Consider the following 24,340-nt stretch of genomic DNA (forward strand, 5'->3'; position numbering starts at 1 on the left):
GCACGGGCGATGGGGCCGGATCTGCGCATCGGGCAGGGCTTTGACGTCCACGCCTTCGGTGCGGGCGATCACCTGGTGCTCGGGGGCGTGCGCATACCGTTCGAGCGGGGATTCGTGGCCCATTCCGATGGCGACGTGCTGCTGCACGCCCTCTGCGATGCGCTGCTCGGGGCTGCGGCGCTGGGGGATATCGGCCGGCACTTCCCCGATTCCGACCCCCGGTTCCGGGGCGCGGACAGCCGCCGGCTGCTGGCCGAGGTACTGGCCCGCGTCCGGGCCGAGGGCTGGGTTCCGGTGAACATCGACAGCGTGATCATCGCCCAGGCACCGAAGATGGCCGCGCATATCGCCGCGATGCGCGAGAACATCGCCGCCGACTGCGGGCTGTCGCTGACAGCCGTGAACGTGAAAGCCACCACCACCGAGCGCCTCGGCTTCACCGGCCGCGGCGAGGGCATCGCCGCCGAAGCCATCGTGCTCCTGCGCCGGGCGTCCGCCTGACTCGACGACTTCTCGGAGGCGCTTCTGCGGTAAATCCCCCAGTATCTCGTTGGCGGTGCCTTCATCCGTGGACCAGACGGAGTTCCGCGCAGCGGGGCGTTTGAGTACAAAAGGCACCTTTTGTACTACCTTGGGGTACATGAAGCCGATCACCTGGGATCCGGAGAAGAACAGGCAACTGCAACAGGAAAGGCATGTTCCTTCGAGGATGTCGTGTTCCATATGTCGGCAGGCGGCATTCTGGATACCTTGGAGCACCCGAATCAGGAACGTTTTCCAGGCCAGCAGATCCACGTGATCGAAATGGAAGGGTATGCCTATCTCGTACCCTTCGTGGAGTCGGAAGACGAAGTCTTTCTGAAGACGATCATTCCGAGTCGGAAAGCGACCAGGATTTATTTAGGAGGTCCGAGATGAGCAGGCTGGATCAAGACGAGCGCGAACTTCTGGAGGCTTTCGAGGCCGGCGAGCTCAAACAGGCACCCGATGCAGCGGGCATCCAGAAACGGCATCGGGAATACGCGGAAGCGATGTGCAGGAAGGACGCACGGATCAATATCCGGCTTTCCTCCAGGGATCTGCGCGGCCTCCAGAAGAAAGCACTGGCGGAAGGCATTCCCTACCAGACCCTGGTCGCAAGCATTCTCCACAAGTACGTCGAAGGTCGCCTGCGCGAGGACCGATAGTGGCGTAGGGCGGAAAAGGCCGAAGGCCGTCATCCGCCAGCTGGCGCCGGGGTTGCCGCAGGCGCCAAGCAGGCACGAACGCCGAGCGGCGGATGACGCTGCGCTATTCCGCCCTACGGGTCGCCCGGGACACGAGACAGGCCGTGACTTTCACGCTAACGTAAGGCGCAAAAGGGGGTGGTGTGGAGGTGGCCCCAGGATCGTGCCTCGGCGGATGCGGAATCCCGCTGCCGGCGATCAGCCCCAGAAGCCCAGCAGCTGCCATTCGCCACTGCGCAGATCCCGGAAGAGCCAGAGCAGCCGTCCGTCGCGGTCGCGTGCGAGCGCGTAGTCGCGGCGCTGATCGTTGCCGTCGGCCCACCAGCCTCCCTCGAGCCGCCCCAGCCATGCCGGCGCGGCCGGCGCGGCACAGGGCTGCGGCGGACACAGCCAGAGTGCCGCGCCGGCCGCGTATTGTGCCGGGGTCACCACCGCCGCTGCGCCGCGCAGCGGGCCGTCCGCGGCCCGTTCGGTCTGGGCATGTTCGGGCAACGGGTGGAATGTCGGTGCGAGCTGCAGCACCGCGTGTTCGCCGAGGCGGGCCCGGATCCGGGCCAGCAGCGTGGAATCGTCGGGGACTCCGGAGGCGGACGCATGGAATAGACCTGCGCTATCCGTGGTGCCGGGCAGCAGCCGTCCCGGGCGCAGCCTCAGGGCGCGCACGGGTGCCGGCAGCGCCAGCCGGGTGAGACGGATGTTCCACAGTTCCAGCCAGTCGTCCGCGCGGCAGCCGGCGTGGCTGCGTTCCAGTGCCAGCCGGGTCGTGTGCTCGCGGTGCAGCAGGTCGAGTTCCAGGCGCTGGACGCCACGCTGCCGGGCACGCAGCGCGTGTTCCATTTGCAGCAGCAGGCGTTTCAGCGGAAAGCGCAGCGCCCCGGCCGTGGCGATCTCCCGGTCGAACTCCAGCTGAAAGACCGGGGTGTCCGGCGGCCGGAACCGCGGCAGCACCTCCGGAGCGTTCCCGAGCAGCCGGTCGAGCAGCTCCGGCAGCGCGGTTCCGTGGCGCTGGGCGAGCTCCCCGCGCGGAAGACGCAGCAGTTCGCCGATCCGGCGCAGGCCGACGGCCCGCAGGCCGGCGAGCGTGTGTCCGGGCAGGGGTAACGCGGCCAGCGGCAGCGGCGACAGCGCGCGGCGCAGCGCGTCACGGTTCGCGGGCCGTGCCGCGCCGCGTTGCCCGGCCAGCAACCGCGCCGCTGCCGGTGTCCGGGCAATGCCGATCCGGGCGCTGTAGCCGAGCCCGCGCAGCGTATCCACGATCTGCCGGGCAAGCGCTTCCATGCCGCGGAACAGGCGCAGGCTGCGACCGATTTCGAGCAGGATACGCGGCCCATCCGGTTCCGGGCAGACGTGATCGCTGAACTGCAGCAGGACCGAGGCGAGGGTGCGCAGGTGCCGCTCCAGGGTATCCGGGCGGTAGTCGACCACCGTCGGCGCATTCAGAACCGCCAGCGCGTCGGCCAGCGGCATCCCCGGCACGACGCCGGCGCGGCGCGCCGCCCGGTTGCCGTCGTGTACCCGGGGCCGGTCCCGCTCTTCCACGACGATCAACGGCCCCGGCTGGGCGTTCCCGGTCTGCACCAGGGCATCCAGTGCCAGGTGCGGAAGCCAGACCGCCAGCCACAGCGGCCGGCCGGTTTCGGGTTCGGGTTCGGGTTCCGGATGGTGAGCCACCGGAGGCATTTGCGGCAGCAATGCGAGCTGAATGCCGCGTCTGTTCCCGGCCGGCGGCGCTCCCGGCCGTTCAGCGCCCGTGTTCATGGAGGTGCCGGATGGGAGGGCCGGAGGTCCGGCCCCGGTGGCGGCCGATTCCAGGCGGCCGGGGAAACGCGTATCGGCCGCTCCTGCGGCGGTATGCCGCCGGTGCATTTCAGGATCCGCAGATACAGGTGTTCCTGCCGCGCCTGCCAGTGGATACGCAAATGGGCCGGGGAGGGCTGTCGTGCCGCCGGGGCCGGGCGGTAGACGAACCCGCAGGCATGAGCCGAGGCCGCGGCCAGGCGCAGCCGGCGCAGCGAGGCGCTGCCGGCATCGCGCAGCCAGGCGAGCAGAGCCCCGGTGCCGGGGGAACGCAGCAGCTGCTCGCAGCACCAGACGGCGTCGTCGCCGCTGCCGGCCCGGATCAGCAGGATCCGTTCCGGCTCCACCCCCAACTGCCGCCAGCCGAGTGTCCAGGGCGTGGCGGGCGGCGCGACCAGCACGATCCGCCGGTGTTCACGGGCGCAGGCCGCGAGCATCGGCAACAGCAGCCGTGTCTCGCCGCTGCCGAATGGGCTCCCGATCAGTTCGATCAGCTGTCCCTGCGGCCAGCCGCCGCGCAGGGCCTGGTCCAGCGCGGCGATGCCGCTGGGCCGGACCGGGGCCTGGATGGTTCCGGCAGCGTTTCCGCGCCAGATCCGGGGGTGGGACAGCAGTTCTTCCAATGCCGTCATCACGCGCGTTCCGGTGACCGTGCCGACTCCTGCAGCGCGCGCAGCACGCCGACCCCGATTCCTTCGATGACCAGTTCCCGGCGATCGGGGTCGATCTCGATCGGCTTGAAGTCGGGGTTCGCGGGCAGCAGGCGTATGCGATTTCCGGTGCGCTGGAAGGTTTTCACCGTGACTTCGTCGTCGATGCGGGCGACCACGATCTGCCCGTTCCGGGCTTCGGGGCTTTGCCGCACCGCGAGCAGGTCGCCGTCGAGGATGCCGGCATCGCGCATGCTCTCGCCCCGAACCCGGAGCAGGTAATCCGGACGCGGATGGAACAGCCGCGGATCGACCCGGTAGCGGCCTTCCAGGTGTTCGACGGCCAGGATCGGCGCGCCGGCGGCGACCCGCCCGACCAGGGGCAATTCTTCCGCCGGTCCGGAACCGCGAGGCAGGCGGATCCCGCGGGCACTGCCGCTGACCAGCTCGACCGCGCCCTTGCGCGCCAGCGCACGCAGGTGGCACTCGGCCGCGTAGGGCGAGCGAAAGCCGAAGGCTCGGCAGATCTCCTCCCGGGTCGGGGGCGAGCCCCGGTCCTCGATTTGCCCGCGGATGAACGCGAGGATCTCCTGCTGGCGCGCGGTGAGTTTCATGGCTGAGGTCAGCTCAAAAAACTGTTTATAGGAACAGTATCCAGCGATGGCCGACCCGGCGCAAGTGGCGACGCAGGAGACACACCCCTCGGCGCCTGGCGCCTGTGCAGGTAGTGGAAGAGTGCGGCACGCCCGTCGGGCTGCGGGCCGTGCCGTCAGCGGATCAGGCGGTGGCGGATCAGCGCGGTGGCGGCGACCAGCGCGATGACGCCGTAGGCGGCGATCACCGCCAGATGCAGCACTGGCTGGGGCGGCCAGGAACCCGTCATCAGCGGGCGCACGACTGCCACCACGTGGGCCAGCGGCAGCGCGAAGGCCAGATGCTGCACCCAGTCGGGAAACTCCCGAAGCGGGAAGAACACCCCGGAAAGCAGAAGCATGGGTGTGACGGCTAAAGTGAAATAATAGAGAAAGAAGTCGTAGCTGCGCGAGAATGCGGTGACCACCAGCGCCAGCGAGCCGAAGGTGAACCCGGCGAGGAACACGACCGGCAGCGCCAGCAGTGCCCGCGGGTCGCTGACCAGGCCGAGCAGACTGGCGACGATCAGGATCGCGCCGGAACTGATCAGCCCCTTGGTCGCGGCCCAGACCGCCTCGGCGAACACGATGTCATCCAGCGTCAGCGGCGTCGCGAGCATCGCCAGCCAGGTGTTCTGTTCGGCCATGCGCGTGTAGGCCGAGTACATGCCCTCGAAGCTCGCGGTAAACATCGCGCTGGAGCAGATGATCCCCGAAGCGATGAACACCATGTAGCTCATGCCCTCGACCTCTCCGACCAAGCGCCCGAAACCGTAGCCGAACGCCAGCAGGTACAGCACCGGCTCGCCGAAGTTGCCGAGCAGGGACGGCATGATGAGCTTGCGCCAGACGCGCAGGTTGCGCCGCCACACCGCGACAAAGCGCAGGCTCGGACGCAGCAGCAACGATTGCAGTACGCTGCGCATTTCAGTCGCGCAGTTCGTGGCCGGTGAGTTTCAGGAATACGTCCTCGAGATTGCCGGCACGGGTCGAGTGGGCCAGCCCGGCCGCCTCCAGCGTACCCCGGACGGCCGCGGGATCGGCGGTGTAGATCAGCCAAGTGTCGGCGACCTCGTGCATCCGGGCCGGCAGGTCGCCGCGTTCGGCCAGGAATTGGCGCGCGGAAGGCGTGTTCAGGCTGATCACCCAGGGTTCCACGTGGGCCGCGATCAATGCCCGCGGCGAGTCGCAGGCGATGATCCGGCCGCGGTCGATGATCGCGACGCGGTCGCAGAGTTCTTCGGCTTCTTCCATGTAATGCGTGGTCAGCACCAGCGTCACCCCGCGCTCGCGCAGCCGCCGGAGCTGGCGCCACAGGTGATGGCGCGCCTGCGGGTCCAGGCCGGTGGTCGGTTCGTCGAGGATCACCAGCTCCGGGGCGTTGACCAGCGCCCGCGCCAGCGTCAGCCGGCGCTTCATGCCGCCGGAGAGGGTGTCGATGCGCGACTGGCGCCGGCTTTCGAGGTTGGCGAGTTCGAGCAGGTCGCCGACGCGCCGCTCGAGGGCCGGACCCGAGAGCCCGAAATACGAGGCGTAGGTGTACAGGTTTTCTGCCACCGTGAAATCCGGGTCCAGCGTGTCGAACTGGGGCACCACGCCGAGCCGCAGGCGCACTTCGCGCTCGCACTCGGGGACCGGGTGGCCGAGCACCCGCACTTCGCCCTCGTCGATCGGCGTCAGCCCCAGCAGCATGCGCAGCGTGGTGGTCTTGCCGGCCCCGTTGGGTCCGAGCAGGCCGAAAAATTCGCCGGACGGGACGGTCAGGTCGACGCCGTCGACCACGGCGACTCCGTTGTAGCATTTGCGCAGGCCGCGGATGCCGATCGCCGGCACCCGGTCTGCCGAGCCGGTGTCGGGCCGGGTGCCGGCCGGTTCGGGCTGGGGGCGTATCGCCGATTGCCTCGGGGGTGCCTGGGGGGGCGGGGTCATGGCGTGGGGCAGGTTCTCCGGGACGGGCGTTGGCCAGGGACGGGGCAGGGCAGTAGCATACGGGAGCGCACCGCCGGCAGCATCCCCCGCGCCGGCGGTGTGCCAGGGGGCGCGATCGGGGGCTTCGGATATCCATGAAGAAGATCATCATCCTGGGTGCCGGGCAGGTGGGCTATTCGCTGGCCGAGGCGCTCGGGGCCGACGGCCACGAGATCACCGTGGTCGACCGGGATCCCCGGTGCCTGGAGGTATTGCGGGACGATCTCGGGGTACGGGTCGTGGCGGGGTTCGCCGCGCATCCACCGGTGCTGAAGGCCGCAGGTGCCGAGGACGCCGAGCTGCTGGTCGCGGTGACCGATTCCGACGAGGTGAACATGATGGCTTGCCAGGTCGCGTCGACGCTGTTCAACGTCGAGACCCGGATCGCCCGAGCCCGGGCCGAGGACTACCGGCGGTATCCGCAGCTGTTTGCGCGCGACGCGGTGCCGGTGGACATGCTGATTTCCCCCGAGGAGATCGTGACCACCCAGATCCACCGGCTGATTCAGCACCCCGGGGCGCTGCAGGTGCTGGATTTCGCCGACGGCCGGGTCGCGCTGGTCGCGGTCCGCGCCTACCACGAGGGCCCGCTGGTCGGGCGCGAGCTGCGGCGGCTGCGCGGGAGTCGCCCCGGGGTCGAGACCCGGGTGGCCGCGATTTTCCGGCGCGATCGCCCGGTGCGGCCGGACGGCGACACGGTGATCGAGGCCGACGACGAGGTCTTCTTCGTCGCCGCCAAGCGCAACATCCGTGCGGTCATGTCCGAACTGAGGCATCTCGAACGGCCCTACCGGCGCGTGGTGATCGCGGGCGGCGGCAATATCGGCCGGCGGCTGGGCGAGACGCTGGGCGAGGGCTATCACGTGAAGCTGATCGAGCGCGACCCGGCCCGGGCCGCGCTGCTCGCGGTCGATTTGCCGACGGAGATCCTGGTGCTCGAGGGCGACGCATCCGACGACCGGTTTCTGGAGGAGATCGGCGTCGAGCACGCGGACGTGTTCTGCGCCGTGACCAACGACGACCAGGCCAACATCTTTGCCGGCATGCTCGCGAAGCGCCGCGGAGTGCGCAAGGTGATCAGCCTGATCAACCGACCGAGCTATGTGGACCTGGTCCAGAGCGGTACGATCGACATCGCGATCTCGCCACAACTCGTCACGGTGGCGGCACTGCTCGCGAAGGTGCGAGAAGGCGGGACCACGGCCGTGCACAGCCTGCGCCGCGGCGCGGCCGAGGCGATCGAGACGGTGGTGTACGGAGACGCGCAGACCTCGCGGGTCGTCGACCGCGCGGTGGCCGATCTGGAACTGCCCGGAGGCACCAGCATCGGTGCGCTGGTGCGCGGCGACGAGGTGATCATCCCGCACCACGACACCGTCGTCCGGGCCGGAGATCACGCGATCCTGTTCCTTGCGGACGCCGCTCAGGTTCCGGCGGTGCAGCGGCTGTTCCAGCCCAGCCCCCTGTTCTTCTGATCCGATGCCGACCGGTCCCGCTCACCCGTTCCCTTCGTATCCCGGCGTGCGTTGCGGATGATCCAGCTCGCCACCACCTTGCGGCTGCTCGGCATCCTGGTGACGCTGTTCAGCCTGACCATGCTGCCACCGGCGCTGATCGGCTGGATCTACGGCGAGGCCAGCCTCTGGGTCTTCCTGCACGCCTTTGTCATTCTGCTGGCGGCTGGTTTGCTGATCTGGATTCCGTTTTTCTGGTCCCGCGGCGACCTGCATGTGCGCGACGGGTTCGTGGTGGTGGTGATGTTCTGGCTGGTGCTGGGCATTTTCGGGGCCTTGCCGCTGCATCTCGACCCCGCGCTTCATATCTCGCTCACGGACGCGGTATTCGAATCGATGTCCGGCCTGACCACCACCGGCGCGACGGTCATCGTCGGCCTCGACGACCTGCCGCGGGCGTTGCTGTGGTACCGGCAGCAGCTGCAGTGGCTCGGCGGCATGGGGATCATCGTGCTGGCCGTGGCGATCCTGCCGCTGCTGGGGATCGGCGGCATGCAGCTGTTCCGCGCCGAGATGCCCGGCCCGCTGAAGGACAACAAGCTCACGCCGCGCATTGCCGAGACCGCGCGCAACCTCTGGTTCATCTACCTGGGTCTGACGGTTGCCTGCGCGCTCGCGTACTGGGCGGCCGGGATGGAGGCGTTCGACGCGGTCACCCACTCGTTCAGCACGGTCGCGATCGGCGGGTTCTCCACCTACGACGCGAGCATCGGCCATTTCGACAGCGCCCTGATCGAATCCGTGGCCGTGGTCTTCATGCTGTTGGGCGGGATGAACTTCGCGCTGCATTTCCTGGCCGTGAGGCGCCAGGGTCTCGCACCCTACGCACGGGACGAGGAGGTGCGGTTCTACCTGCTGCTGCTTGCGGCCGGTGCCGCGATCGCGGTCGCCTATCTGCTCTACGCGGGGGTGGTCGCCGACGCCCCCGAGGCACTGCGCCAGGGGATCTTTCATGCCGTATCGATCGGCACCACCACCGGCTATGCGACCACCGAGTTTCACCTGTGGCCGGGATTTCTGCCGGTGATGCTGGTGTTCCTGTCATTCGTCGGCGGCTGCACCGCATCGACCGGCGGCGGGATGAAAGTCATCCGTGTACTGCTGCTCGCCAAGCAGGGATTGCGCGAGATCCAGCGGCTGATCCATCCGCATGCGCATATCGCGGTCAAGGTGAACGAGCGGGTAATGCCGGATCGGGTGGTCGAGGCAGTCTGGGGCTTCATGGCCGCCTACATTCTCGTGTTCGCGCTGATGACGCTGGTGTTGATGGCTTCGGGGCTCGATCAGGTCACATCCTTCTCCGCGGTGGCGGCGACGCTGAACAATCTGGGGCCTGGCCTCGGTGACGTCGGCGCGAACTACGCCGGCATCAGCGATTTCAGCAAGTGGGTGCTCGTCTTCTCGATGCTGCTCGGACGCCTGGAGATCTTCACCGTGCTGGTGCTGCTGTCGCCCGCATTCTGGCGGCGGTGAGCGAGGGGGCTGCGCTGGCCGTGTCCGTCGCTGCGCCACGCGGAGCGCGTGCGGCACGATGGCCTGCGTGAGTCGGACCGCAGCTGCGCTACGTGACACCACGTACTCCATCGGGGCCTGGCCGCCGGTACCTTGTAGGTGGAGGGTACCGATATGAGCCATTTCAAGATCAGGAAAACACCGGACCAAACGCTCCGACACGGCGAGGCGAACGCGGCCATCCAGCCGCGGCCCGGTAGATCGGCCGGCACTCGAGCGCCGGACCGTGCCGCGCTGCTTGCCGTGGGGTTTCTCGCCATGGCCATGCTTGCGTTCGCGCTGTTCGCGCACGGCTGCTCGCCCAACAACACCTCGCCCGATAGCCCACGGGCTCAGACGATGAACGGCTTCGACGTATCGAACAGTGCGGTCCCGCTGGACGAGATCCACCGCGGCGGACCGCCGCGCGACGGGATTCCCGCGCTGACCGATCCGGAATTCATTGGCGCCGACGGCGCTCATGGACTGCGGGACGACGACCGGGTGCTGGGGGTCTTCCGCAACGGTGTGGCCAAGGCGTATCCGCTGGGCATCATGAACTATCACGAGGTCGTGAACGACCTGTTCGGCGCGGAACCGATCGCGGTGACCTACTGCCCGCTGTGCTTCACCGGAATCGCGTTTCAGGCCGAGCAGCCGGACGGCTCGCGCCGGACGTTCGGCGTGTCCGGGCTGCTCTATAACTCCGACGTGCTGCTGTACGACCGCGAGACCGAGTCCCTGTGGTCACAGATCGCGGCGCGTGCGATCACAGGCCCCCTGCGCGGTGAGACGCTGGAGATGGTGCCGCTCGCGAATACCACCTGGGAAGCCTGGCATGCCGAGCATCCAGATACCCGGGTGCTGTCGCGCGACACCGACTACGCTCGCAATTACGATCACGATCCGTATGCAGCCTATGCCGAGGACGAGGCCCTGATGTTCCCGGTCCGCTTCCGGATGCAGGCCATGCACCCGAAGACCCCGGTGCTGGGAGTGCGGATCGGTGACCACGCCCGCGCCTATCCGTTCGCGGAATTCCCGGAAACGGGCCGCCATCGCGTCGAGGACACGCTCGGAGGCGAGGTGATCACACTCGACGTCGACGCGGATGCCCAGACCGGGCGCGTGTTCGATTCCCGGGGCGAAGAACTGACGAGCCTCATCGCGTTCTGGTTCGCCTGGTTCGCTTTCCATCCCGAAACGGAACGTTACACCGGCGATCCCCCGGCGGTTCCGATCGAGGATGGGGTCTGAGCCTTGGGGGGGCTCGGCCTTGGGAGCGCGGCCTCGGTTGACCCGGTGCAAGGCAAGGCTCGGCCTTCAGGCCGGCGAAGGAGAACGCGACCGTTTGGGGCGGCTCGACGCCGCGCCAGCCGTCTAGCAGCCCAAGTCCGACGGGCTGCTAGCGCGAAAATACAGCCACGGAAGAACACGGAACCCACGGAAAATGAAACGGATCAGCCCTTTTTCCGTGTCTGTCCGTGCTTTCCGTGGCTCTCCGGGTCTTGGCAATCGGCCGGGGCACCCGGTGCGCCGCATGCGCAGGTGGGGACACCGGACGGGAGTGCGCTCCCGGTCCGCGGGATGGAGGAGTCCGTGAGGCTTGTCGCGAAACGGGATCTGCTCAATGCCGCTCGGAGGGCGCCGCGCGGGTGAAGATCGAATAGAGCAGCACCACGCCGATCGGATATAGCGACGCCAGCGCGACCAGTCCGAAGCCGTCCAGCAGCACGTCGTCGCTCTCCAGTGCGACTGCGAGCCCGACGCCCAGTGCGGCGATCACCGGGACGGTGACGTCCGAGGTTGCGATGCCGCCGAGGTCGAACGAAAAGCCCACGAGGTCGCGTGGCGCGAGCAGGGTCAACAGCATCAGCCCGAGCACCGTGAATACCAGCACGTGCTCCAGTGGCCATCCGGTGACCAGGCGCAGCGTGCCTACTCCCAAGCCGAGACCGACGCCGAGGGCCACCAGGCCCCGGATCAGCGGCGGATGCAGGCGCCGGGGCGCCAGCGTGCCGGCGCGCCGTGCTACCGCGATCAACGCCGGTTCGACCAGTGTCGCGGCGAAGCCGAGCAGGAATACGAACAGGTACAGGAACACGGCGCTGCCGGCACCCGCAAGACCCGCAGCGAGATGCTCGCCGATCGGGAACAGGCCGAGGTGCAGCCCTTCGGTGAACGCGAACAGCCCGGCGACCAGGAACAAGAAACCGCCCACCAGCCGGTGCGGATGCAGCAGTGGGCGGCGGATCACGAGTAGCTGGAACACCAGGACCACCGCGACGATCGGCAGCAGGTTGCCGAGGATTCGCAGCAGGTCGGTTGCGAGCAGAACCAGCGCAGCGTGTCCCGCACGGCCGTCGTACGCGGGCAGTGGAGCCGTTGCTGCCCCGGTGTAGCCCGCGAGCGCGGCCGGCTCGAACGCGTAGACGACGATCCCGTAGATCTGTACCGCGACCCGGGGCGCGAACACGGCCAGCGCGACCAGGCCGAAACCGTCGGCCAGCACGCTGCGACCGCGCAGCGACGCCATCAGGCCGATCCCGAGCGCGGTCACCAGCGGCACGGTGACGATATTGGCGCTGACCGCCCCGGCGTCGTAGGCCAGCCCGGTGACCTCCGGTGGCGTCAGGTAAGTGACGGGCACCAGCAGCAGGTAGCCACCGATCAGGTACCAGTGGACGGGGTGGTTCAGTACCGCGCGCAGGATCCCGAGTGCGACCACGGCCCCCACCGAGCCGGCGACGACGATGCGCAGCGTCCACGCCTGGATCAGGCCGTCGCTGACGGTCTGCGCCTTGTGCGCGACCGCGATCAGTGCGGGCTCGGCGATCACCGCCGCGAAGCCGAGGCAAAAGCCGAACGCGAGCAGCCACGGCAATGAGCCCTTCTCTGCGAAGGCATTGGCGAGGCTGCGCCCAACCGGAAACACGCTCAGTTCGAGGCCACGCAGGAACAGCCCGATTCCGACCGCGACCAGCGCCAGACCCGCGATCACGGGGAGGACCCCCTCCGGGATTTCGCGCAGCACCACCGCTTGGAACAGCGCGACGACCGCGATCACCGGCAGCAGGTTGCGGCCGGACTTCAGTACGCCGCGCGCCAGTTCGCCGAACTCACCCATCAAGAATCCCTTGCCGTTCCCTGCACGCGATCTCCTGCCGAGCATCCGCCGGTCGTCTGCGCACTGCAGGTCGCGCGAATCCGCGCGCCTCATTGCCCAAGAAGGGTCATCGTGCCCGAGTTGGCGCGACCTTCCCACCCGGGGCCGGCCCTGCCGGCCGGTGCCGGCCATTCCGGCGGCTATGGTATTGTCGGCGCAGGTTCGAAGTTGCGGGGAATGGCCGTGAAGGCGAAGCTTCTGGTGGCCGTGGTGGCCGACGAACTCGAGGAGGCGGCAAGGGAGATCGCGCGCGAGGAGGGTGCCCGCGGCATGACGCTGCTGTCCGCGCACGGGATGAACTTCCCGGAACACATCACCTTCTTCGGCCTGACCTACCTCGGGATCGAGACGGTGCTGGTCGCGCTGCTGGACGAAGCCACCGCGGCCCGGATCGCGGAGCGGCTGAATGTGGAGCTGAAGTTGCTGGAACCGTTCCAGGGGCTCGCGTTCTGCCTGCCGGTCGACGGCACCGGCGGGATCGACATCGACGCGCTGCACCGGCATATTGCCGACCATGCCCCGGCCGGTCGGCTGGAAGGCGGCGACCGCTGAAACCCACCCCGGACCGACTTATCCAACGGACTGCACCGCGCCCGTGAGCCAGATCAGGGAATTCCTGCACCTGCTGAACCACGCGTTCCGCAACCTGCTGCCGATCATTCTGGTGGTCAGCGTGTTCCAGTTCCTGGTGATCCGCCAGGTGCCGGACGCCTGGCTGCCGATGGCGGTCGGATTGCTGGTGGTGGTGCTCGGCGTCGCGCTGTTCCTGCACGGGCTGGAACTCGGGATCTTCCCGATCGGGAAGAACCTGTCGAACGAATTCGCGCGCAAGGGTTCATTGCCGCTGCTGATGGTCTTCGGCTTCTGTCTCGGCTTCGCGGCGGTGATCGCCGAGCCCGCACTGATCGCGGTCGCGAGTCAGGCCGAGATCATCAGCGAGGGACGCATCAGCGGGCTCACGCTACGGCTGCTGGTCGCGGTGTCGGTCGGGCTGGTGGTCGCGCTGGGCGTGGTCCGGATCCTGCTGGGGCACAGTCTGCACTGGTACATGATCATCGGGTACATCTTGGTCGTGATCGTGACCTTCTTCGCCCCGGCGGAGATCGTCGGGCTGGCCTACGACTCCGGCGGCGTGACCACCAATATCGTCACCGTGCCGCTGATCGCGGCATTGGGAATCGGGCTGGCGATGTCGATCCGCGGCCGCAACGCGTTGATCCACGGCTTCGGGCTGGTCGGACTCGCGGTGATGGTGCCGATGATCTCGGTGCAGATCTACGGGATCATCGTCTACAGCTTCGGCGAGGCCCGCGAGGTCGCCGAGGGGATCCGGGAAGCGGTGGATCCCGAGGTGTCCGAGGTGGTCCACGAGGTCGCCGGCAGCGTGCTGCTGGGGATGCTGCGCGACCTGATGATCATGTTCCGCGACGTGCTGCCGATCATCGCGGTGGTGCTGGTGTTCCAGTATCTGGTGATCCGCAAGCACGTGGCCCACCTGCACAAGGTGATGGGCGGTTTCGTGCTGGTGATCGTCGGGCTGTACGCGTTCGTCGTCGGCCTGAAGATGGGCCTGTTCCCGATCGGCCAGAGTATGGCGGAACAGCTGATCGGGCTCGACCGCTGGATTTTCGTCTACCTGTTCGCGTTCGCGATCGGATTCGCGACGACGATGGCCGAGCCCGCGCTGATCGCGATCGGCCAGAAGGCCGAGGAGGCCGCGAAAGGGAAGCTGAACGGCACGGTGATCCGGCTGCTCGTGGCGGTCGGCGTCGCGGTCGGCATCACCATCGGCGTGCACCGGATCATCAGCGGCGACTCGATCCACTACTACATCATGGCCGGCTACACGGTGGTGATCCTGCTGACCTTCCTGTCGCCGAAATACATCGTCGCGCTGGCCTACGACCTCGGCGGCGTGACCACCTCCGAGGTGACCGTGCCGCTGGTGACCGCGCTGGGCATCGGCCTGGCCACCCACATCGAGGGGCGCAACGTGATGATCGACGGCTTCGGCCTGATCGCGTTCGCTTCGATCTTTCCGATAATATCCGTGATGCTCTATGCCATCGCGGCCGAACTCGCCAACCGATGGAGAGGAACTGAATCATGAAATTTGCTTTGCTCGTCGCGATCCTCGCCGAGGATCTCGAGGAAAAGGCGATCGACGTCGCCAAGGATGCCGGCGCCGGCGGGGTCACGTTGCTGGATGCCCGCGGCATCGGTGCCAAGGAAAAGAAAACCTTCTTCGGGTTGACCTACGAGGGCTCGCAGACCGTGCTGATCTGCGTGCTGGAAAAGAAGCTCTCGCTGGCCGTGATGAAAGCGCTGACCGTGAAGCTCGACCTCGCGAAGCACTCCAAGGGCGTCGTGTTCACCGTGCCGCTGGATCACATTGCCGGGATCGACACCCGCCAGCTCGAGCGCTTCGAGGAGCGGATCAAGGACGACATCTGAGCACGCAGCCCCGAACGCCCCGCGGTGGCTGCGCAGTGAGCCAGGTCTTCCCGCTCCCGGGCCGGAGCCATACCCGCGAGCGGCCGTGGCCCCGCGCCCTGAGAGGGGAAACGAAAGCGCAGCTCCGGAATCGCCAGTACCACCGGCCGGCGCGGCGGGCGATATGCCGAACTCACCGAGGCGGGCCGCCTGCCGTGGCGGCTGCCCGATTTCCGACATTGCGAATGCACTGGAGACACCATGCTGGTTAAGGACATCATGCAGACCGATGTGGTCACCATCTCGCCGCTGGCCACGTTGCGTGAGGCGATGGCGAAGATGAAGGCCCACCGCGTGAAATCGCTGATCGTCGAACGCCGCGACGAGCACGATGCCTACGGAATCATCACCTACACGACGATCCTGCGGACGATCGTCGCCGAGGAGGGCGACATCGATCTGGTCAACGTCTACGACGTCTGCACCAAGCCCGCGCTGATCGTGCCCCAGGTGATGGACGTCAAGTACGTTGCACGCATGATGGTCGCCCAGAACCTGCAGCGCCTGGTCGTGCTCGAACACGGCAACCTCGTCGGGCTGGTCACGATGAACGACATCGTCGGCGAGGTGCTGGCGATGGCCGAACGGAGCCACATCGAGGGGGCCGGGGAGTAGCCGGGTTGCGGAACCGTCGCTGGGCCGGCACCCAGACACCTCCGCCCGCGTGACCGCCTGGCCGGCGGCTCCGCGAGCGCGGCGGGGAAAGACCGGGTCGGCTACACTCGAAATCAGGGACCGGAGGATGCCGCATGTGAACCCGGCCACCGGGGGGCGTGCGGGCCTCGGGTGTTGCCGGGAGACTGGACATGCACGCATCCGTGCGCGAATCCGCGAAGAACGCTATTCCCGCACTGCGCGGTGGCTGGGAGCATTTTCCCCACGAGGCCGACATGGGGGTTCGAGGGCATGGCGACACGCTCCCGGACGCCTTTGCGGCAGTGGCCGAGGCGACGATTGCGGTGGTGACCGACCCGGCAGGGATCGACCCCGCGGAGCGGGTCGAGTTCGCGTGTTCCGCGTCCGACCCGGACCTGCTGCTCTACGATTTCCTGAACGCGATCGTGTACGAAATGGCGGTCGGTGGACGGCTGTTCTCCCGGTTCCGGGTGCAGATCGAAGGCGAAACGCTGCGCACCGAGGCCTGGGGCGAGCCGGTGGATGGCAGGCGCCACCAGCCGGCGGTCGAGATCAAGGGCGCCACCTTCACCCAGCTTGCCGTGCGGCAGGCCGCCGACGGCTCCTGGATCGCGCAGTGCGTGCTGGACATCTGACCGGCACGCGCGCCACCTGCTGAATCCGGCCGGACCGGGGAGGGCAGAGACCATGGACATCAACCGATTCACGAAGGTATCCGATACGGCCTGGCGGCTCGAGCCGCAGGGCGCGATGCGGGTACCCGCGGTGATCTATGCCGACGAAGCGCTCCTGGCCGACATGGACGACAAGGTTGCCGAACAGGCGTCGAACGTCGCGATGCTGCCGGGGATCGTGCAGGCCTCCTACGCGATGCCCGACGCCCACTGGGGCTACGGCTTCCCGATCGGCGGCGTCGCGGCCTTCGATGCCGAGCAGGGCGGGGTGGTCTCTGCCGGCGGCGTCGGCTTCGACGTGTCCTGCGGCGTGCGCACGCTGCTGACCGGGCTGGATCACCGGGCCATCGAGGCAGTCCAACCGCGACTGGCCGATGCATTGTTCGCGGGCATTCCGGCGGGCCTGGGCAGCACCGGCCAGATCCACCTGCGGGACCAGCAGATGACCGACATGCTGCGCGGCGGGGCCGCCTGGGCCGTCGAACGGAGTTTCGGCCAGCCGGAGGACCTGGAGCGGATCGAGGAACGCGGGCAGATGGCGGGCGCCGATCCCGAAGCCGTGTCGCAGCAGGCGCGCAAGCGCCAGCGCAACGAGATGGGCACGCTGGGGTCCGGCAACCACTACCTCGAGGTTCAGCACATCACCCGCGTCTTCGACCCCGATGTGGCGGCCGCCTTCGGGCTTGCGGAGGGTCAGGTCGTGGTGTCGATCCATTGCGGGTCGCGGGGCCTTGGCCACCAGATCGGCACCGAGTTCCTGCGCGAGATGGCGATCGCGGCCCAGGGGCATGGAATCGATCTGCCGGACCGGGAACTGGCCTGCGCGCCGATCCATTCGGAAATCGGCCAGCGCTACCTGGGGGCGATGCGCGCGGCGATCAACTGCGCGCTCGCGAACCGGCAGATCCTGACGCACCTGGCCCGTGAGGTCTTCGCCGAGGTGCTGCCCGATGCCAACCTGCGCCTGCTCTACGACGTTTCGCACAATACCTGCAAGACCGAGCGCCACGTGGTCGACGGGCGCGATCGCGAACTCTACGTGCATCGCAAGGGCGCGACCCGGGCGTTCGGTCCCGGCCATCCGGATCTGCCCGAGGCGCTGCGCGGCGTGGGCCAGCCGGTATTGATCGGCGGTTCCATGGGCACTGCGTCGTACATTCTCGTCGGCACGAACGAAGGCGAGAGGCTTTCGTTCAACTCCGCCTGCCACGGCGCGGGCCGGGCGATGAGCCGGCATCAGGCGACGCGTCAATGGCGCGGGCGGGCGCTGGTCGACGAACTCGCCGCCCGCGGGATCCTGATCCGCAGCCCCAGTCTGCGCGGCGTCGCCGGGGAGGCTCCGGGCGCCTACAAGGACGTGAGCCGGGTGGTTCAGGCGAGCCACGACGCCGGCCTCGCGCGCCTGGTCGCCCGCGTCGAACCGATGGTCTGCATCAAGGGCTGAGCCTGCCTCTGCCCGATTCCCAGCTCCACGCGGCCCGCAACTCCGGGCCGGGAATCCGCTGCGCGCCGACGGTCCACCGCGGCTGCCGGCAGCGTCCGCTGGAGTATGCTGTTCGGCGGCTACATGGCCCTTGGTGCTTGGAAAAGTGAGCGCATAACCGAATGGCAATCAAGAAATCCGAACTCTACTCCTCCCTCTGGGCCGGCTGCGACGAGCTGCGCGGCGGCATGGACGCGTCCCAGTACAAGGACTACGTCCTGTTCATGCTGTTCATCAAGTACATCTCGGACAAATACGCCGATTCCGACGATTTCGCCCCGCCGGTGATCATTCCCGAGGGCGCCAGCTTCGCCGACATGATCCAGCTCAAGGGCAAGAGCGATATCGGCGACAAGATCAACACCCGGATCATCCAGCCGCTGATCGAGGCCAACCAGCGCCTGGCGCGCAGCGACTTCCCCGATTTCAACGACCCCAACAAGCTTGGCGAAGGCAAGGCGATGGTCGATCGCCTGACCAACCTGATCAGCATCTTCCAGAAGCCGGAGCTGAACTTCGCCAGGAACCGCGCCGAGCACGACGACATTCTGGGCGATGCCTACGAATACCTGATGCGCCACTTCGCCCAGGAAAGTGGCAAGAGCAAGGGCCAGTTCTACACCCCGTCCGAAGTCAGCCGCATCATGGCCCAGGTGATCGGCATCGCGCCTGAAAACACCAAGGCCGCCACCACCGCCTATGACCCGACCTGCGGCTCCGGCTCGCTGCTGCTGAAAGTGGCCGCCGAGGCCGGCAAGCACATCACCCTGGAAGGGCAGGAGAAGGACGTCACCACCGCCGGTCTGGCGCGCATGAACATGATCCTGCACGACTTTCCCACCGCCAACATCGTGCAGGGCAACACCCTGGCCAATCCCAAGTTCAAGGATGGCGAAGTACTGCGCACCTACGACTACGTGGTCGCCAATCCGCCGTTCTCGGACAAGGGCTGGAGCGCCGGCATCACGCCGGAAGAAGACCCCTTTCAGCGTTTTGCCTGGGGTGCGCCGCCGGCCAAGCAGGGTGACTACGCCTACCTGCTGCACATCGTCCGCTCGATGAAATCCAGCGGCAAGGGCGCGGTCATCCTGCCCCACGGCGTGCTGTTTCGCGGCAATGCCGAGGCCGCCATCCGCAAGCAACTGGTGCGCTCGGGCTACCTGAAAGGCATCATCGGCCTGCCGGCCAACCTGTTCTACGGCACCGGCATCCCCGCCTGCATCCTGGTGCTGGACAAGGAAAACGCTCCGGCTCGCCGTGGCATCTTCATGATCGACGCCGCCAGGGGCTTCATCAAGGAGGGCAACAAGAACCGGCTGCGCGAGCAGGACATCCACCGCATCGTCGATACCTTCAACAAGCAGGTCAATGTGCCGCGCTATGCCCGCATCGTGCCCTTCGACGAAATCGCCGACCCGAAGAACGACTACAACCTCAACCTGCCGCGCTATATCGATGCCAGCGAACCGGAAGACCGCCACGACCTGCACGCCCACATGAACGGCGGCATCCCCGAGCGTGACATCGACGGCGACCCGGCGGCCATCCCGCCGGTGCCGGGCCTGGCCGCCTACTGGCAGGTCTTTCCCACCCTGCGCCGCAAGCTTTTCTCCCCTCTCCCGCCTGCGGGAGAGGGGCCGGGGGTGAGGGAAGGCTATACCCACCTTGCCGTTGATCCCACCGCCATCAAGCCCACCATCCTGGAACACGCCGAGTTCGCTGCCTTCAGAGGCCGTATCACTGCCCTGTTCGAAGACTGGCGCCGCCGCAACCGGCCCGTGCTCAAGGGCTTCGGCGTGGACGGCCTGCCCAAGGCCCTGATCACCGAAATCGCTGAAGACCTGCTGGACACCTTCCGCGCCGCGCCCCTGCTCGACCCCTACGACATCTACCAGCACCTGATGGACTACTGGTACGAGACCCTGCAGGACGACGCCTACGAAATCGCCGCCGATGGCTGGGTGGCCAAACCCCGCCGCGTGCTTGAAGAGATCAAGACCGGCAAGAAGAAAGGCCAGATGAAGGAGAAGGGCTGGGCCTGCGACCTGATCCCCAAGCCCTACATCGTCGCCCGCTATTTCAAAGCGCAGCAGGCCGAACTGGATGCCCTGCAAAGCGACCTCGACTTCGTCGCCGCCCAGCTCACCGAGCTGGAAGAGGAACACGGCGGCGAGGACGGCGCCTTCGCCGAACTCGACAAGATCAACAAGGGCGAGGTCAGCAAGCGCCTCAAGGCGCTCAAGGGCGATCCCGAATACCTGGAGGAGGCCAGGATCCTCAAGCAATGGACCCAACTCGACCAACGCCAGAGCGAGCTGAAAAAACTGATCAGGGACGCCGACGCCGCCCTCGACCAACTCGCCTACGAGAAATATCCCGAACTCAGCGAGGACGAAATCAAGACCCTGGTGGTCGACGACAAATGGCTCACCGCCCTGGAAACCGCCGTGCAGAACGAGCTGGAGCGCGTCTCCCAGACCCTCACCGCCCGCGTGCGCCAACTTGCAGAACGCTATGAAACCCCGCTGCCCAAACTGGCCGATGAGGTGGAGACCCTGTCGGCGCGGGTGGACGAGCACCTGAAGACCATGGGGGTGGCTTGGTGATGAAGGGCGAGGCAATGGAAGTGCGCGATGCTTCGCCGGGGTATGCACCACAGGTGGAAATGCGGGTGGTGCCCGACGGCTACAAGCAGACCGAGGTAGGGGTGATTCCTGAAGACTGGGACGTGGCTGCAGTTGATCAAAAGGGAGAGGTTCTCGCAGGGAAGGCATTGGCCATCAATGCGCTAGGAGTACAACGCCCATACCTTAGAACCAAGAATGTCTTCGACGGGCGAATTGACACCACTGATGTGCTCACGATGCCGATGACCGACGAACAGTTTAGGCAGTTTCAAGTTCAGCGCGACGATGTCCTGCTTAACGAGGGGCAGAGTCTGGAACTTGTTGGACGGTGCGCCATTTACAACAATGAGTATCCAGAGCCCTGTGCCATGCAGAATGCCCTCTTGCGTTTCAGGGCTCGAGCGGGCGTTTGCGCTAATTTCGCCTCGCATCTGTTCCGGTATTGTCAGCAAACGGGAGTCTTCGCACGAATTGCGCTCCAAACCACCTCGGTTGCACACCTTGGCGCAAGTCGATTTGAGCGGCTGCGTCTAGCTTGGCCTACTGAAGCTGAGCAGCGCGCCATCGCCACCGCCCTGAGCGATGTGGATGCCCTGCTGGAGGCGCTGGACCGCCTGATCGCCAAAAAGCGCGACATCAAACAGGCCACCATGCAACAACTCCTCACCGGCAAAACCCGCCTGCCGGGGTTTGAGGGGGAGTGGGCGGTAAAGCGGATGAGCGAAGTGGCTGACATAGATCCAGAAAACCTCAGCAGCTCAACTCATCCCGCCTACGCATTTAATTACATCGCACTTGAAGACGTGAATATCGGAAAGCTGGAAAGTTACTCTGAGGTCACTTTCTCATCTGCACCATCGCGCGCGCGACGAAAGTTGCGGGCTGGCGATATTATTATGGCGACAGTTCGGCCAAGCCTGAAAGCGCATTTGTACTTCAGTATAGCTGAGGGTGAGTGGGTTTGTTCGACAGGCTTCTGTGTTATTCGTTGCAGGCAAGAGGTGTCACAACCTGGTTATGTGTTTCAGCACCTTTTCGCGCACCCAATCAGTAAGCAAATAGAAGCATTAATCGCGGGATCGAATTATCCGGCAATAAGCAACAAGGATGTGCGCGACCTTGAACTGAGAACCCCGCCGTTCGAGGAGCAAGTGGGGATCTCTGATGTCCTGTCCGAGATGGACGCTGAACTCGAAGCCCTGCAACAACGACGCATCAAAGCCGCCGCGCTCAAGCAGGCTATGTTGCAGGAGCTGTTGACCGGCCGTACGCGACTAGTGGACCCAATGCCGAAGGAGTGCGCCAATGGCTGAAACTGCACACACAAGCGAAATGACCTACACCAAGGCGCGTTTTATCAAATGCGCCTTGCAGGTCAATCCGGCCGACTATATCCGGTACCGAGGTCAGCAACAGACGCTCAGTGAGGATGAGTACAACCAGCAACTGCTGGAAGCGGCGCTGGAGGCCGGGGTTGAAGTGATCGGTGTCGCCGACCATGGTTCAGTGGCGGCGGTGGATAGGATTCGTGGGCTGTTTTCCCAGCACGGTATTGTGGTCTTCCCAGGGTTCGAAATCGCATCAAGTGAGAAGGTCCACTTTGTTTGTTTGTTTGATGAATCAACTGCCACTGATCTGATAAAGATGCACATGGGGGCGTTGAAAGTGGATTTTGAGCAGCCTGAGGTGCCGGTCTATAAGTCAGCCATTGAAATTATTGACTACGTCAATAATAAAGGCGGGTTCATCTATGCCGCTCACGTCACCAACGATGATGGCGTGCTCAAACGACGAATGAATCATGTCTGGAAGCACGAAAATTTGCGTGCTGCACAGATCCCAGGCTCAATCGGGGACCTTAAGGGGGTGGAAGGCGACTTCTACCGCCAGGTCTTGCTGAACAAGAATGCTGACTATCGGCGCCAACGCCCCATGGCGGCGATCAATGCCGCCGATGTCTGCAAGCCGGAACAGATCAAGGCCGATGGGACCTCGTGCCTGATCAAGATGAGCCGCCCCTGCTTCGCTTCGTTCAAGCAGGCCTTCAGTGATCCGGAGTCTCGGGTGCGGCTCAATTCCGACCGGCCAGAGCACTACGCCTCGGCCATCGAAGGGATCCGCTTCGTCGGCGGCTACCTGGACGAGGTGGATATCGAGTTCTCCGACCATCTGAATGCGCTCATCGGCGGGCGGGGCACCGGCAAGTCCACCTTGCTGGAATGCATCCGTTTCGCCCTGGACCTACGGCCCTTCGGCCAATCGGCACAAAAACAGCACGATGCCGTCATCAAGGCCAACCTGGGTCTGGAACGCGGACGGGTAGAGCTTTTCGTTCGTTCTGCGGCCATGCATGGCCGCCACTTCCAGATAAAACGTCGATATGGCGATCAGTCGGTGGTGTTGGATGAAGAGGGCAATGTCTCCCCCCACCAGCCCCATGATTTGTTGCCCGGCCTGGATCTGTTCGGCCAGAACGAGATTCACGAAATGACCCGCGATCGCTCAAGTCGCAACAAGTTGATGGAGCGCTTTCTGGATGGGGAGCAGGCCGACTATGATGCGACCATTGCCGAGGTTCTACAGCGGCTGAAGGAGAACCGGGAAAGCATCGTCAAGGCGTTGCAACAGCGCGAGGAGATCGAGGCGGATGTGGAGCGCCTTCCCAAGTTGCAGGATCAAGCGCGGCAGTTTCAGGCGCTCGGCCTGGACGAGAAGCTGAAGGTCATTCCCCGGCTGGAGAAAGAGAGACGACTCAACAGCCGTGGGACAGACGAAATCGATCGGCTCCGGGAGGCAATCAGCGGGCTCAAGGAGAGCCTGCCCGACACCACCTATCTTAGCGATGCCGCGCTGGAAGGTCTGCCCCATGCGGCCGTGCTGCGACGCCAGAAGGCGGTTCTGGACGGCTTGGCCGAAAAGGCGTGGCAAGCGATTGTGCAGCTGGAAGAGTCGCACCGGGAGTCAACACAGGGGCTGGCGCCGCTAAAGCAAGAGGTTGAAAAAGCCATTAAGGCGGAAGAGCAGAAATTGGAGGCGGCGTTCAAGGAGATTCCGGCCAGCCAGGGAAAAACCGGTCGGCAAATCGGTGCCGAGTATCAGGCCCTACTTCAGCGGATTGAGCGGATCCAGCCCAAACAAGCGATGCTGCAATCCCGCAAGGCCCAGATCGACGGACTATACAGCCGGCGCAAAAAACTCCTTCTGGAGCTTTCAGAGGCGTCCGGTGATCGCGCCGCCGTGATGCAAAAATCGCTAAAGCGTCTCAACCGGCGTCTGGACCAAAAAGTCCGGTTGATACTCACGAGTGAGGGGGATCGAGAGCCGCTGTTCGCATTCCTCTCCGCCTGTGATTTGGAGGGGGTGGGTCCCAAGCGTCTTGCCTGGGTAAAAGATGGCGACTTTTCGGCGGTATCCCTTGCTGAGAAGATTAGAACAGGCGCTGCTGCCCTACAGCAGACAGGGTGGGGAGTTACCCCCGGCGTTGCCGAGGCGTTGTGTCGCCTGCCGGAGCGCAAACTTCTGGAGATGGAGGAGCTGCTTCTGCCGGACCTCAACGAGATTGAACTGAACGTAACTCACGGTGGGCAGCATGTGCAATTTCGACCGATTGATGATCTTTCCACCGGGCAGCAGTGTACTGCTGTCTTGCACCTCTTGTTATTGGGCAATCAGGACCCGCTGATCCTGGACCAACCCGAAGACAACCTAGACAACGCTTTTATCGCCGAGCGAATCGTCAGCGAACTGCGCAACGCCAAACTGACGCGCCAGTTCATCTTTGCAACTCATAACGCCAATATCCCAGTGTTCGGCGACGCGGAGTGGATTGGCGTACTGAGCGTTGAAGAGGGCAAGGGCCGTATACTTCCGCAGCAGCAGGGGGCGATTGACCTGCCCGAAATACAACACCTTGCGGCCGATATCCTCGAAGGTGGCGAGGCCGCCTTTAACCAGCGTCGGGAAAAGTACGGCTTTGAATGATA

The 24,340-nt window shown here is 65.7% G+C and carries 20 protein-coding genes and 1 pseudogene; 14 read left to right on the forward strand and 7 right to left on the reverse strand.

Features of this window, described 5'->3' with window-relative positions:
* Positions 1-9: 9 nt before the first annotated feature.
* Entirely contained in the window at positions 10-501 is a 492-nt protein-coding gene (gene ispF, locus THITH_RS06875) for a 2-C-methyl-D-erythritol 2,4-cyclodiphosphate synthase (RefSeq protein WP_006747823.1), read from the forward strand.
* 413 nt (positions 502-914) lie between these two features.
* Positions 915-1,187, forward strand: a complete 273-nt coding sequence (locus THITH_RS06885) for a hypothetical protein (RefSeq protein ID WP_006747821.1) — start codon at positions 915-917, stop codon at positions 1,185-1,187.
* On the opposite strand, the pseudogene THITH_RS19700 reads toward THITH_RS06885, so the two are convergent.
* The 6 genes and pseudogenes from THITH_RS19700 to THITH_RS06910 all read right to left on the reverse strand — a co-directional run.
* Positions 1,186-1,452 (reverse strand): annotated as a pseudogene (locus tag THITH_RS19700) (hypothetical protein); the annotation flags it as partial. The gene THITH_RS06885 and the pseudogene THITH_RS19700 sit on opposite strands and share 2 nt — an antisense overlap.
* Positions 1,425-2,843: a Y-family DNA polymerase gene (locus THITH_RS06890; protein WP_025367359.1), complete on the reverse strand. Its 1,419-nt coding sequence runs from the start codon at positions 2,841-2,843 to the stop codon at positions 1,425-1,427. The gene THITH_RS06890 and the pseudogene THITH_RS19700, both read right to left, overlap by 28 nt.
* Positions 2,844-2,980: 137 nt before the next feature.
* On the reverse strand, positions 2,981-3,655 hold the full coding sequence (imuA, locus tag THITH_RS06895; protein ID WP_006747819.1) for a translesion DNA synthesis-associated protein ImuA: 675 nt from the start codon (positions 3,653-3,655) through the stop codon (positions 2,981-2,983).
* Positions 3,655-4,287, reverse strand: coding sequence for a transcriptional repressor LexA (lexA, locus tag THITH_RS06900; protein WP_006747818.1), 633 nt, complete (start codon positions 4,285-4,287; stop codon positions 3,655-3,657). Before lexA ends, imuA begins: the two co-directional genes overlap by 1 nt.
* A 155-nt stretch (positions 4,288-4,442) precedes the next feature.
* Positions 4,443-5,231 (reverse strand): ABC transporter permease, encoded by a 789-nt coding sequence (locus THITH_RS06905; RefSeq protein ID WP_006747817.1) that lies wholly within the window; start codon positions 5,229-5,231, stop codon positions 4,443-4,445.
* A gap of 1 nt (position 5,232) precedes the next feature.
* Complete coding sequence (locus THITH_RS06910; RefSeq protein ID WP_025367360.1) at positions 5,233-6,138, reverse strand: ABC transporter ATP-binding protein; 906 nt, start codon at positions 6,136-6,138, stop codon at positions 5,233-5,235.
* Positions 6,139-6,368: 230 nt separating this feature from the next.
* On the opposite strand from THITH_RS06910, the gene trkA reads away from it, so the two are divergent.
* The 3 genes from trkA (at position 6,369) to THITH_RS06925 (ending at position 10,535) form a co-directional block, all read left to right on the forward strand.
* Positions 6,369-7,748, forward strand: coding sequence for a Trk system potassium transporter TrkA (gene trkA, locus THITH_RS06915; protein ID WP_006747815.1), 1,380 nt, complete (start codon positions 6,369-6,371; stop codon positions 7,746-7,748).
* Positions 7,749-7,805: 57 nt separating this feature from the next.
* Positions 7,806-9,260 (forward strand): TrkH family potassium uptake protein, encoded by a 1,455-nt coding sequence (locus THITH_RS06920; RefSeq protein WP_006747814.1) that lies wholly within the window; start codon positions 7,806-7,808, stop codon positions 9,258-9,260.
* Between the two features lie 153 nt (positions 9,261-9,413).
* Positions 9,414-10,535, forward strand: coding sequence for a DUF3179 domain-containing protein (locus THITH_RS06925; protein ID WP_006747813.1), 1,122 nt, complete (start codon positions 9,414-9,416; stop codon positions 10,533-10,535).
* 370 nt (positions 10,536-10,905) lie between these two features.
* On the opposite strand, the gene THITH_RS06930 is transcribed toward THITH_RS06925, so the two are convergent.
* Positions 10,906-12,405, reverse strand: coding sequence for a DUF1538 domain-containing protein (locus tag THITH_RS06930; RefSeq protein WP_006747812.1), 1,500 nt, complete (start codon positions 12,403-12,405; stop codon positions 10,906-10,908).
* Between the two features lie 216 nt (positions 12,406-12,621).
* Here THITH_RS06930 and THITH_RS06935 point away from each other — a divergent pair, with 216 nt between their 5' ends.
* From THITH_RS06935 to THITH_RS06975, 9 genes are all read left to right on the forward strand, one after another.
* A complete protein-coding gene (locus tag THITH_RS06935; RefSeq protein ID WP_006747811.1) occupies positions 12,622-12,996 on the forward strand; it encodes a hypothetical protein in 375 nt (124 codons plus the stop codon).
* A 43-nt stretch (positions 12,997-13,039) separates the two neighbouring features.
* Positions 13,040-14,554, forward strand: a complete 1,515-nt coding sequence (locus THITH_RS06940) for a DUF1538 domain-containing protein (protein ID WP_041483653.1) — start codon at positions 13,040-13,042, stop codon at positions 14,552-14,554.
* A complete protein-coding gene (locus THITH_RS06945; protein ID WP_006747809.1) occupies positions 14,551-14,898 on the forward strand; it encodes a P-II family nitrogen regulator in 348 nt (115 codons plus the stop codon). Before THITH_RS06940 ends, THITH_RS06945 begins: the two co-directional genes overlap by 4 nt.
* Positions 14,899-15,138: 240 nt before the next feature.
* On the forward strand, positions 15,139-15,552 hold the full coding sequence (locus THITH_RS06950) for a CBS domain-containing protein (protein WP_006747808.1): 414 nt from the start codon (positions 15,139-15,141) through the stop codon (positions 15,550-15,552).
* Positions 15,553-15,743: 191 nt separating this feature from the next.
* On the forward strand, positions 15,744-16,208 hold the full coding sequence (locus THITH_RS06955; protein WP_006747807.1) for an archease: 465 nt from the start codon (positions 15,744-15,746) through the stop codon (positions 16,206-16,208).
* A 52-nt stretch (positions 16,209-16,260) separates the two neighbouring features.
* A complete protein-coding gene (locus tag THITH_RS06960) occupies positions 16,261-17,691 on the forward strand; it encodes an RtcB family protein (RefSeq protein WP_006747806.1) in 1,431 nt (476 codons plus the stop codon).
* Positions 17,692-17,852: 161 nt separating this feature from the next.
* Positions 17,853-20,336 (forward strand): HsdM family class I SAM-dependent methyltransferase, encoded by a 2,484-nt coding sequence (locus THITH_RS06965; protein WP_006747805.1) that lies wholly within the window; start codon positions 17,853-17,855, stop codon positions 20,334-20,336.
* Complete coding sequence (locus THITH_RS06970; protein WP_006747804.1) at positions 20,336-21,670, forward strand: restriction endonuclease subunit S; 1,335 nt, start codon at positions 20,336-20,338, stop codon at positions 21,668-21,670. Before THITH_RS06965 ends, THITH_RS06970 begins: the two co-directional genes overlap by 1 nt.
* Entirely contained in the window at positions 21,663-24,338 is a 2,676-nt protein-coding gene (locus tag THITH_RS06975) for a TrlF family AAA-like ATPase (RefSeq protein WP_006747803.1), read from the forward strand. The genes THITH_RS06970 and THITH_RS06975 overlap by 8 nt, the downstream gene beginning before the upstream one ends.
* Positions 24,339-24,340 lie beyond the last annotated feature (2 nt).

This window comes from Thioalkalivibrio paradoxus ARh 1, from assembly GCF_000227685.2.
In the GTDB taxonomy this organism is placed as follows: domain Bacteria; phylum Pseudomonadota; class Gammaproteobacteria; order Ectothiorhodospirales; family Ectothiorhodospiraceae; genus Thioalkalivibrio; species Thioalkalivibrio paradoxus.